Source organism: Candidatus Pristimantibacillus lignocellulolyticus, assembly GCA_023639215.1.
GTDB classification, from domain to species: domain Bacteria; phylum Bacillota; class Bacilli; order Paenibacillales; family Paenibacillaceae; genus Pristimantibacillus; species Pristimantibacillus lignocellulolyticus.
In genome coordinates, this window is the sequence record CP097899.1 from 900,181 (window position 1) to 912,204 (window position 12,024).

Genomic DNA, 12,024 nt, shown 5'->3' on the forward strand with positions numbered 1-12,024 from the left:
ATGCCCGCTTTTTGAACTTTCATTGAAATAGGAAGTTCAAAATGCGAACTTTGATTACGATGATTGACTTGGTAGTTTATTCGGCATCGAATATGAAGCGAACTACAACCCTACCTTGTTGCCTCGTTCTAAGCGTGAAATTTGTTGTTCTCCTTGATCAGCTAGCTCTCTAAATTGAAGGATCGTATCTCTCATTCTCGGTAGAGCCTCTTGCTTGTATGCACTAATCGAATCTAATGCGGATAGAACATCGGAGAATGCCTGCTTCAACGTGTCAACAGAAACACTTGCTTCCAGTGATTGCTTATGAATTTCTGCACCTTGTTGTTTTAACATTTTCGAAGTACCACTAATTAAATTATTCGTTGTTTCGTTAAGCAATTCTATTTTTTTCAAAACGATTTTCTGATTATAAAGTGCACTTGCTACAGTAACGGCAATTTTTAGGGCAGATATCGTAACATTTCTCGCTCTGTCTACCCCTCTAATTAACTCTTTGTTATTACGAATAACGACTTCCATAGCCATTATCCCCTGTTGATTAACAACTTGCATTTGTTGCAAATCCATCACACGTTGGCGTAGAGGGAATAATACTTCCTCCGTTATAAATCTAACTTTATTCTCATCTTCATTACGTTGTTTTGCAGCTTCAATCTGAGTCTCAATCTCAGTATCCATAAGAACACCTAGTTGAATTTCTTTCTGCAACCTTTTCGTTAACTCTCTAAGCGTTTGTTGCTCTAATTCTAATGTTGTATTATCGTTTTTTAATACCGTTTTCCCTTTATCCAATGATACAACAATATCAGAAATCATCGAATCTGCTTTCTGATACTTCGCAAAGTAAACACGTAAAGGATTGAACAACTTACCTAACAAGCCACTTTTCGTAAAATCGATAAGACTAGGATCAAGATCTTTTAATTGTAGATGGAGCTCAGTAAGTCCTTTGGCAACTTGACCGCCTTCGTCTCCAGTCTTAGATAAATTCCCTACCGAAACTTGCAATAATGAATTTTTTTCTGATGAAGATTTCATTGTGCCCATACCGAAACTATCAATAGATTGCAGTACTGCTGTTCTTTTCTCAAATGATTCAATATCTAACTCTAGAATTGCATTAACATTGTTAGCAGCTAATTCTTTTAACTGTGTAACCTCAGCAGGTTCCGGCTTTACTTCCTCTTCAATTACAGCCTTCAATTTTTCTGGTGTTACGACTTCCATAGAAAATGTCATAGCATAACCTCCTAGAATTTTATTGTATAAGACCTTGCGGCGTGTACTATACAGTACACAAGCGAATGCAGGCTTCCGATGAATGGCATATTCGCCGCCGAATATGCTACGTTAGCATAACCATCGTGATCACAACCCGAATGTTTTGAGTTACATCTTCCAATGAAGGGTCAAAACATTCGGCTGTCAGCACCAAGAAGATGCCATGAAGCTAGGAAACGAGGAGCGGAGTGTACGTTATTGGTACACGAGCACCGCAGGCTTCCGATGAATGGCATATTCGCCGCTGAATATGCTACGTTAGCAAAACCATCGTGATCACAACCCGAATGTTTTGAGTTACATCTTCCAATGAAGGGTCAAAACATTCGGCTGTCAGCACCAAGAAGATGCCATGAAGCTAGGAAACGAGGAGCGGAGTGTACGTTATTGGTACACGAGCACCGCAGGCTTCCGATGAATGGCATATTCGCCGCCGAATATGCTACGTTAGCAAAACCATCGTGATCACAACCCGAATGTTTTGAGTTACATCTACATTTGGACGTTTAATAGGTTGCTTATTTTATATACCACATCATCCGTATCAGCATTAATACTTGCTGCTTCGTTAATACTAGAGATGCTCTTTAATGCCTCAATATTAGCATTGTAGCCTATTGTATAGATTGGAATTTTGTAAGTCTCAATCAAGCCTTTAATATCTTTTAATGAATGTCCTTCATTCGTATCTCCATCACTAAGCACGAAAATAATTGGCTTTACATTCGGGTCAAGCTTCAATTGCTCTTGCAGTAACTTCAGCGCTACAACAATGCCATCAAATGTAGCTGTCCCTCCACCTGCTTGCAAACTCTCAACTGCGCCTACAAACATAGATTGTTGATTTGTATCGTATTTACCAATAGGAAGATTGATTGTCACATCACTAGAATACGATACAAGACCAATACTATTGTCTCTGCCCAAATACTTTTGCCCTTTCATCAACGATTCTTTCAATTGATTAAGTCGCTCACCATCCATACTTCCTGATATATCTGCGACAAATATAGCTGCAACTGGTTTGTCTCCATTTTTCTTTTCTTTCCAAAGCTTCTGAGCAGCTGTTAATAATGTACCTTCTACCGGTTCTAACTCGGATTGATATTCTTCTAATCCATTAAAACCTTTATCACTAGCCAAACTTTGATACTTATCTTGTGCGACAAAATCAGCAAATTGTTTAATAATATCTCTTTTTAATTGTGGTAGATCACCAATGGCATATAATGGACTATCATGCCTTACACCAAACGGAGTAAATACATAACCCGATTTCAAGTCTGCGGTATTCACAAACGTCTGATATTCTAGTACAAATGCGTCTAACATTCCTGTCTTCGCTGCCTCACGCATTTGAATCGTTGTAGAAGCAATGAATGGAACATTGGCTTGGAATCTCTCAAACCCTTGAACGGCCTTATCACTCAATAAATCTTTATTATCAAATGTCTGTAAGGAGGTTACTAGAAAATTCAATCCTGTAGAGCTTGCAAAAGGATCAGTGTAACCCATAGCTAATTCATTATCTGCGATCGCATCGGTTACCGTCTTCACATTGAGCGCACCATACTTCTCTACTAACTCATCGTATTTTGCTTTAGTGGACACGATACCTGGAACATTACCTACTAATCGCTTCGTTACTAGCTCTGTCTTGATACCTTCTGCTTTCACCATCTCTCCCCACAATTCATTAGATGGAGTGAACGCATCTGGAATATATTTACCTGATCTAATAAAATCTGCTGCTGTACCGGAAGCAATATTTCGAATCTTCACCGAAACTGTCTTCCCATCAACTTGAATCGCTGCATCATTGAATGCTTCAGCAACTTCATTCAACCAACCATCAATACCTGCACCTGATTTCTCAGTAGATGAAAAAATTTCTATGTAACTATCTGTTGTATTTTCTACAGATACACCAAACTTAGAGATATCGGGCAAAGAATCTCCAATGACAACTGGATCTAGATCAACTTGACCTTTAATCTGTTCTGCACTTGTTACATTAATGTTTTTGTATAATTTATCTAACCTTTTATCTGCATCTTCCTCAGTAACTTCTGTACTCGTTTTTCCTAAATTAGATGTTAACGTTATCCCTAAATATACAAGTCCAAATACAATGATCGTAATAACTATTAATATAGTAAATACTTTTCCTCTATTCGCCATTTCTACTCCCCCTTATTGCTTATAAAACTTTGTTTGCTTAATCAATTCATCTATTTCTTTCATACAAGGCATTTCCTCAACATCTCTATAATCTGAGCTGCCTAATAGTGAAATTTCCAATAACAATTTATCTAGTTTCAGCAAAATCTCTTCATTAGCCCCGACATATCCTTTTACATAATTGACATACTCATTGTGAAGTTCGAACTTTTGTTGCATTACTTTATTAGAAAATGAAGATGATCTTGGATGAGCAATGAATTCTGATAGTTCAGAAGCATCAAATACATTTAGCTTATTAATAATTCCTTTTATATTGGATAGAAATAGTTGTTCCACTGCTATAATTACTGCTGCAAACTTTTTGTAACTTAGTTCAGTTATTTCAAATCTAGCGTTAAGAATCTCGTGTAATGTTAACTTCTTCTTTTCCATTCGTTCTAATTGATCAATAGCCAGATCAATTTCCTGCTTAAGCACTTTATTGTTTCTATATTGCAGCAAACCTTCCTTATAGTCTTCTTGAGACTTAATGTCTTTGACCGCTAACACTACAGGGGACTTGAATAGTAATGTGTAGCTTCCGTATAACAGCACTAGCGCACTAATAATTAATATCGTGATACTAGAAGCCGATTCAATAGCATTGCTTCCACCTATTGTTAAACCAACCAATCCAGGAGACAGCATGATGATATTAAATAATACAATGGCTACAATTAGTCCAAATAACTTTACTACCTTGATGCTACTCAACATACGAACCTCCTAAAACCTTTCATGTACTTCTCGAATAACTACTTTGAAATGAAAAGTAGCTACGAAAGCTAGTACTCAAAGGATATTCTTACTGAGATTTGATCAATTGCCTAAGCGAATATCTACTAAAGGAATTCTGTAATTCCCTCACTATTTTATCATATAAATTTTGGATAAATGTTATTTATTTTCTATAAATGGCAACTTACCACTATGATACGTCTTTTGTAGTGAATCGTTTCAAATTTAATACACGAGCGCACGATCCTTAGTAAAGAGTATGTATAATCATAAATAACCCACAACTACAATCATTGAGGGTTAATTTTTCGTTATGCATCTAACGACAGTATGCTCACATGCGTCAATACTGAGTTATTTCACTACTATAATAACTATGTTAGACAAACCAAAAAAAGCACCATCAACAATAAACGTTAACAACGTTAATTATTGATAGTGCTTCTATAATATAACTACAATATTATTTTGCTCTGCGTACTTTTAATTGCTTACCTTTAACGGTAGTCTCTCTCATTACATCAAGTACAAGCTGACCTTTACCATTCAGGATCTCTACATCAGTCACATTGTCAAGAATCGTAATAATGCCAATATCATCGGCAGTTACGCCTTCGATTTTAGCTATCGTCCCAACAAAATCTACTGCTCTAAACTTCTTCTTCTTGCCACCATTGAAATTAAGCTTCATAATCTGCTTATTCAATTGCTCACGCTTATCTTTCTTCAACTCAGGACCAGCACTCAACTTATTATTGAATGCCTCTCTACGAAGATCAACAGCATCTTCTGAAGGTGCTGTTACTCGAGTGATAGCAAAACCAATATAATCTTCTATATCATTCAAACGTCTACCATCCGATGGCGCAACGAAAGTAATTGCTTTACCTTGCTTACCCGCACGACCAGTTCTTCCTGTACGGTGAACATAGCTTTCTTTATCTAGTGGAATATCATAGTTGATAACATGCGTAATATTCGTAATATCAATCCCTCTTGCAGCAACATCCGTCGCAACTAAATAACGGAACTGTCCTGTTCTAAAGGCATTCATAACTTCAAATCGCTCTACTTGCTCCATACCACCATGTATGCGATCAACCGGGTAATCACATTCAACCATTTCTTTATACAATTTGTCTACATGTTCCTGTGTACGACAGAAAATAATACAACTATCTGGACTTTCTACAATTAATAAATTTTGTAGTAATGCTAGCTTATCTGCTGGCTTTACTTCAATAAGTGAATGCTCAATCGTTGATGTTGTTAGGCCACTTGCTTTAATCTCAATTTCAGTTGGGTTGTCCATATATTGACGAGATAGCTTAGCTACGTCCTCGGGGAATGTAGCGGAGAATAGCATCGTTACTCGATCATTAGGAATAGCTTGAATAATCGCTTGAACTTGTTCAATAAAACCCATATTCAACATTTCATCTGCTTCATCGATAACAAGGTACGAAATACGCTCCAGTGAAAGTGTGCCTCGTTCAATATGATCATTCACTCGGCCTGGTGTACCAACGACCATATGTGTACGTTGTCTTAGTTCTGCTTTTTGCACATGGAAAGGAGATTTACCATACAAAGCCGTAGACTTAATACGTTTGAAGCGTCCAATATTCGTAATATCTTCATTGACCTGCACCGCTAGCTCACGTGTCGGAGTTAGAATTAATGCTTGTGGCTTGTTCTCGTTCCAATCAACAAGCTCACATAACGGAATACCGTATGCTGCTGTTTTTCCGCTTCCTGTCTGTGACTTCACGACAAGATCCTGATTTTGTAGCGCTACTGGAATAACTTTAGATTGCACTTCTGTCGCTTCTTCATAACCTAAGCTGTGTAGCGCCCTTACTATCTCTTCACTTAATTGATAATCTGTAAATTTCTTTTCGCTCATTATAAACCTCTTCTACGGTATATTAGTTAACCTATTATATAGGATAAATTCGTTATTAAATGTTACTCTACTCTATTATACTCTGAAAACTACTTTATTATAGTGGCTGTTTTGAGCTACCTCTTCAAATAAAAGAACTACCTCTTCAAATAAAAGTTCTAACAGCGGGCTTTCAGAACCGAGAAGATGAAGCGCTACTTGTGAAAGGAGGAAACGCAAGTGTACGTAGTTGGTACACGCGTACCGGACTTTCCAAGTTCGTTTCATATTCGATGCCGACTATGCTACGTGAGCATAATCATCGTTATTAAAGTCCGCTTTTGAACTACCTCTTCAAATAAAAGTTCTAACAGCGGGCTTTCAGAACCAAGAAGATGAAGCGCTACTTGTGAAAGGAGGAAACGCAAGTGTACGTAGTTGGTACACGCGTACCGGACTTTACAAGTTCGTTTCATATTCGATGCCGACTATGCTACGTGAGCATAATCATCGTTATCAAAGTCCGCTTTTTGAACTACCTCTTCAAATAAAAGTTCAAAACAGTTGCTTGTCAGCACCAAGAAGATACCATGAATCTAGGAAACGAGAAACGGAGCGTACGTAGTTGGTACGTGAGTATCACAGGCTTCCGATGAATGGTAGCTTCGATGCCGATTAAGCTACAGTGCGTTACTTCGTGATCCCAAGCGACTGTTTTGAACTACCTCTTATATATATGCGCTTTATAGCGTATAATAAAGTCTTATGCACGTCATGGAAAAGGATGCGACGATTTTCATTATGAGTACAAACTATATATACACTTATGGATACAGAGTAGAAGAAGTGGAATTATGTCAACTTGAAATGCGCGCTTTATTTGGCGCACAATCCGAAACTGGCGTTTTGATGAGTGATATTTGCGTCAACCCAGACCGTAGTCCATTTATGCGAGAACGACTTGAAGTTCTCTATGAAGGAAGTACACTTGAGGATATTTATGAGCAAGTTACACAAATCGTGCTGGGCGATCAAACCTTCAAAGTCATATTCATGAAAATGAATGATTTATCGGCAGCGGATAAAATCGAATATGACGACCAACGCAACATTGAGCGTCAATTAGGATTGATCATTGAAGGAGATGCTGATGTACGTCAGCCTGACCAAACATTTGGCATATTAACTTTGGGCGGTCGTTGGTATTTCGGAAACTATATTAAAAGTAAAGCGATCTGGCTTTCCCATATGAAAAAACCAAAGAGTTACTCGATCGCACTAAGTACTCGAGTTGCCAGAGCTATCGTTAATATTGCCATTCCTGATCCTACTGGAGTTAAAGCCATTGACCCTTGTTGCGGTATTGGTACTGTACTCGTTGAAGCATTATCAATGAATATTGATATGATTGGCCGAGATATCAATCACTTTGTCGTACAAGGAACTCGTGAAAATTTGATTCATTTCAATTATGAATCTTCTGTAGTATGTGGAGATATCGCTGAGGTAACTGAACATTATGATGTAGCTATTATTGATTTGCCTTATAACCATTTTTCCCATACAACACCTGAAGCGCAAGTATCTCTTATTCAACATGCTCGTCGTATTGCAGATAAAGCAGTCATTGTAACTGTAGGCAATATCGATGACCTACTTACTGATGTTGGCTTTACAATACTTGATCGCTGTACAACGAGAAAAAGTAACTTCATTAGACAAATCCTTGTTTGTCAGTAGCTATTCTTCTGAATCGCAACCTAAAATCAAATATGTCTACAAAGCAAAAGACACCTGATAAGGTGTCTTTTTACATAATATCATTAAACCAAATGGTTCAAATTAATCTATTCTTTTGATTGGCTAGGGCTAGTATTTTCAACAACTGGTAACAGTTTTTCGCCTTTTACCATTGCAGAATTACATTGTGGACACACTGGAGTTGTTGAGAAAGCAAAATTATCCCGCATCCATCCCATACAATTCTCATTTGAACAAGCCCAAATCACTGTCAATTCAGTTACTACGTCTTCAAGCGGCTTCTTACGAGAGTTATACATATGCATCCTACCTTCTATTCTGAATTTATTGGTACAAAATAATAATTGCCCCGATTAATTAAAATCGGGACAACATCGTTTGTATTAAAGTTTTACAACGTTTTCAGCTTGAGGACCACGGTTACCTTGAGTAATGTTGAACTCAACACGTTGACCTTCGTCTAGTGATTTGTAGCCATCTCCAACGATTGCGCTGAAATGTACGAATACGTCACTTCCGCCTTCAACCTCGATAAAGCCAAATCCTTTTTCACCATTAAACCATTTTACTGTTCCTGTTTCCATATTCAATACCATCCTTTTCTCAAAACCACCTAAATATCATTAAGTAATTCATTTCCAGCTTAGTTTTCTAAGTAAGATTACTGTGCTATGAAGATGAACCCATTAGGTCGCTCTTAATCAAATTTTATTATAACACACTTTTCAAATAATAACAGCTATTCAAAAAATTATTTTTTCAAATATTTCAAAAAGCTTAAAACTTGCGATTTTATTATTTCTCAGATAGTGCATACAATCGATATTCTGATGGATATACCCCAACATTTTTCTTAAAGGTCTTAGAGAAGTATAACGAATCATTGTAGCCGATAATCTCAGAAATATCTTTTGATAATAAACTTGGATTTTCAACTAGCATCTTTTTAGCTAAATCAATTCTAATATTCTGAATGTACTGCGCAGGTGATTCACCTTTATATTCTTTAAATAATTTACTAAGATAGGGGGCAACCAACCCAAATCTTTGTGATAAAATTTTTGAAGATAAGTTTAGATGTATATTAGAATTGATATATTGCTCCACCTTCCTCATCAAATCTTCTTTATCTCTAGTATCAAACTCGTTATTATTTAACATATTTTTACATATCACTAAAAAGTCGTCGAACAAACTATCGTAGTCAAAGCAATTAGTTAACAGTTCATTTACATGATATTCAGTTAAATCTTGCTTATACACTTCAGAATTCCTCTTTATAATAATCATGATATGATCAAGTATATATTTCAATTTCTTTTGTGATGGCTGGAATTGACTAAGCTTATCTTTTAATTGGACGACCTCATCTCTTAATAAGAGATAATTTCCTTTTCTTACTGCATATACAATTCGATCATCCACAGTTTTCTCGAGTACGAAATCATCGCTATGACTTTTACTTCCCCTAATCACTGAAGATTTTCCAAACGGCGCATATTCATACATCTGCCTGCGAAGCTGGTTATAAACATGATACATTTTACTTGTTTGAGTAACCTCCTCACTGATAATAACCGTTACAGGAAGCTCGTCATTTGTAGTTGTATGAATTAGAACTTGCTCAGCAATAAACTGAATTTGCTCTGGTTCCTTTAACTGAAGTACCACTGCATATTCGGATACAGAATATGCATGATAAACCCAAGTAACTCCGGAATCTCCGAGCATACGATCAAAGAAGTTTAATAATTTTATTTCACCAAATGGAAGTTCTCTAAACATAGCTTCCTCACTTACTTCCATAGGAAAAGAGCCTATACAGACATACATAACGAATGTATGAGGACTAAGGCATTCTTCTTTACTTACCTGTTTCGGGAAAAATAAAGCATCAAAAAAGAGTTGTTTTTTCTGCTCATGATCTGATTTCATAATTTTCTGCTCTAGCATTGCCAACAATTCCATTAATTCCTTCTCATCTACTGGCTTTAGAATGTAATTTTTGGCACCATATTTAATCGCTTCTTTAACATAATTAAATTCATTATAGCCACTAATGACGACAGAATGCATATGGGCATGATTTTCTGAAATATAGCGCATCACTGCAATTCCGTCACATACCGGCATATTAATGTCTGTAAACACGACATCAACAGGATGCTCTTCCATATATCGTATTGCTTCTTGCCCATTCTTCGCCAAGCACACTACATCAAATTGAGGATTAAGCTTTTCCACCATTCGTTTGATACCACGTAATATTGGTAATTCATCTTCTGCAATAAGTACTCTAATCATGTAATTACACCCCCAATAATAACTGTGGCGCCATAGATATCATTGCGTAATTCAAATATCATTCCGTCCCCGTAAACCAATTTTAGTCGCATATAAATATTAGGTAAACTCAAACCACCAATCTCTATTTTCTCCAACGCTGCCTTAGCGTTCTCAAGTCCTACGTTTTTATATATCCCATTGAATGTATTAATAAATTCCTCATCAAAACCATTTCCATTATCCTTTATCTCTATATACCATTGATTATGTTGAGTATACGCCTTAATATTCAATTCCCAAATAGGTTCTACCATTCTAAATGCATGATTAAAGCTATTTTCACAAATGGGTTGAATGATAAGTTTAGGAATTGTGACTTCATGAATAGATTCGTCAATTTCAATCGTATAGTTGAATAACTCTTCGTAACGTTCTTTCATTAATGACAAGTAGTTGGCCGCATGTTTTAGCTCATCCGAAGCAGAGCAGAACCCATCTCCCATAGATGAAGAGAAATGAAGCATTCTAGACAATTTTGAGCATATATTCATAATTTTCTTATGATCAAATTCTTGTGCCTCCATGGAGATAATCGCTAATATATTATGAATAAAATGTGGGTTCATTTGAGACTGCAAGGCAAATAAATGAGATTGAAGCTCGTTTGTTTTTGCTTCTACCATATTTTGAATCGAACTATTTAAACGTTGTAACATTCGATCGAATGCAATATTGATTTGCTGAATTTCATCGTTCTTTTCGTATGTTAAAGTATCTAATTCAAGGTTATGAATGGATACTTTTTTTATCGATTTATATAAATCCTTTAATGGTCTGGTCAAATATCTAACAATCGCTGTTTCTGCAATAATGACTACTAATAGAAGGATTACGCTTACAATAATTAATAGGGTGCGAAATTGCATTAGAGGTTTCAAGATGGTTGACTGATTTTTCAGGAATAAGACTCGACCGTTCGTCTCCTGTAGTTCCACATTCGTCAAGAACTTACCAGCGATCGATGTGGTTGCGCTATCCCATCCCTCTTGTTTTGCAAGATCAATATATTGTTGTAGTGCAGCAATATCAGAAGGATCAGCTAAGTTCGAACTTTTGTAGATTATATTATAATCCTTATCGATTACAACACCGAAGCTATCTTGTCCCAAATCACCAAAAACTTCATTGATCCGTTCAACTGATTGCTGTACTTCTACATATCCATTTTTAAGACTGTTAGAAGTATAGTCTTTAATTTCTCGAATAATAGAAAACATATCCGGACTCTGTAAAGTTTTTGAATCATTTAAAAAGTCCTTTTGTGGTGGACGTTGCATCGAATATACGTCATCTTGATTAAAATAGTCTTTTACTGATTTATAATGATCGCTACTGAAAAAGCTCTCCATAGCCGTAAATGTCGTATTCACTGACGAGGTGTAAATAAAATCATTGTAGTTATTGTACAAATTAATTCTGGCATTCGAGTCTTTCTTGAAATTGTAGGAATTTAATAACTGAACGATTTGCGATGCAATAACGGGTTCTTCTATAAAATAATTCGTCGTCATATCTTTATTAACAATGGAGAAATAGCGGACAATCTGGGGATTGGCCGCTATTTGAAGAGCTGTTTTGTCCATATTATAAATGAAAGTATCATATTGAGATGCCGTTTTGGATGCAATGGCATTAAAGCTATCCATCTCACGTTCATTAATTATTTTTACGACATAACTATAAAAGTAACCAACTACACATGCCATAATAACAATAACCAACAGTATATTCCAGATCATAATTTTGTTTTGGAACTTAATGTTTTTAAACACGCTCTCACCTTCTTA

9 protein-coding genes are annotated in these 12,024 nt (G+C 36.2%); 1 reads left to right on the forward strand and 8 read right to left on the reverse strand.

The genetic code is table 11. The features are described from left to right. Positions 1-102: 102 nt before the first annotated feature. The 4 genes from NAG76_03670 to NAG76_03685 form a co-directional block, all read right to left on the reverse strand. Entirely contained in the window at positions 103-1,242 is a 1,140-nt protein-coding gene (locus tag NAG76_03670; protein URN95371.1) for a toxic anion resistance protein, read from the reverse strand. Positions 1,243-1,776: 534 nt separating this feature from the next. Further along, entirely contained in the window at positions 1,777-3,465 is a 1,689-nt protein-coding gene (locus NAG76_03675; GenBank protein ID URN95372.1) for a VWA domain-containing protein, read from the reverse strand. A gap of 12 nt (positions 3,466-3,477) precedes the next feature. Continuing rightward, positions 3,478-4,221: a hypothetical protein gene (locus NAG76_03680; GenBank protein ID URN95373.1), complete on the reverse strand. Its 744-nt coding sequence runs from the start codon at positions 4,219-4,221 to the stop codon at positions 3,478-3,480. Positions 4,222-4,708: 487 nt separating this feature from the next. Continuing rightward, positions 4,709-6,151 (reverse strand): DEAD/DEAH box helicase, encoded by a 1,443-nt coding sequence (locus NAG76_03685; protein ID URN95374.1) that lies wholly within the window; start codon positions 6,149-6,151, stop codon positions 4,709-4,711. Positions 6,152-6,931: 780 nt separating this feature from the next. Between NAG76_03685 and NAG76_03690 the strand changes: the two genes are divergently transcribed. Continuing rightward, positions 6,932-7,870 (forward strand): RNA methyltransferase, encoded by a 939-nt coding sequence (locus NAG76_03690; GenBank protein ID URN95375.1) that lies wholly within the window; start codon positions 6,932-6,934, stop codon positions 7,868-7,870. A 107-nt stretch (positions 7,871-7,977) separates the two neighbouring features. Here the strand turns inward: NAG76_03690 and NAG76_03695 are convergent, their stop codons facing one another. The 4 genes from NAG76_03695 to NAG76_03710 all read right to left on the reverse strand — a co-directional run bounded on the left by NAG76_03695 (position 7,978) and on the right by NAG76_03710 (position 12,009). Next, entirely contained in the window at positions 7,978-8,190 is a 213-nt protein-coding gene (locus NAG76_03695; protein ID URN95376.1) for a cold-shock protein, read from the reverse strand. Positions 8,191-8,274: 84 nt separating this feature from the next. Continuing rightward, complete coding sequence (locus tag NAG76_03700) at positions 8,275-8,475, reverse strand: cold-shock protein (GenBank protein URN95377.1); 201 nt, start codon at positions 8,473-8,475, stop codon at positions 8,275-8,277. A 211-nt stretch (positions 8,476-8,686) separates the two neighbouring features. Further along, the gene (locus tag NAG76_03705; protein URN95378.1) at positions 8,687-10,195 is read right to left on the reverse strand and encodes a response regulator; all 1,509 of its coding nucleotides are present in this window, start codon (positions 10,193-10,195) and stop codon (positions 8,687-8,689) included. Beyond that, positions 10,192-12,009 (reverse strand): histidine kinase, encoded by a 1,818-nt coding sequence (locus tag NAG76_03710; GenBank protein URN95379.1) that lies wholly within the window; start codon positions 12,007-12,009, stop codon positions 10,192-10,194. Before NAG76_03710 ends, NAG76_03705 begins: the two co-directional genes overlap by 4 nt. Positions 12,010-12,024: the final 15 nt, after the last annotated feature.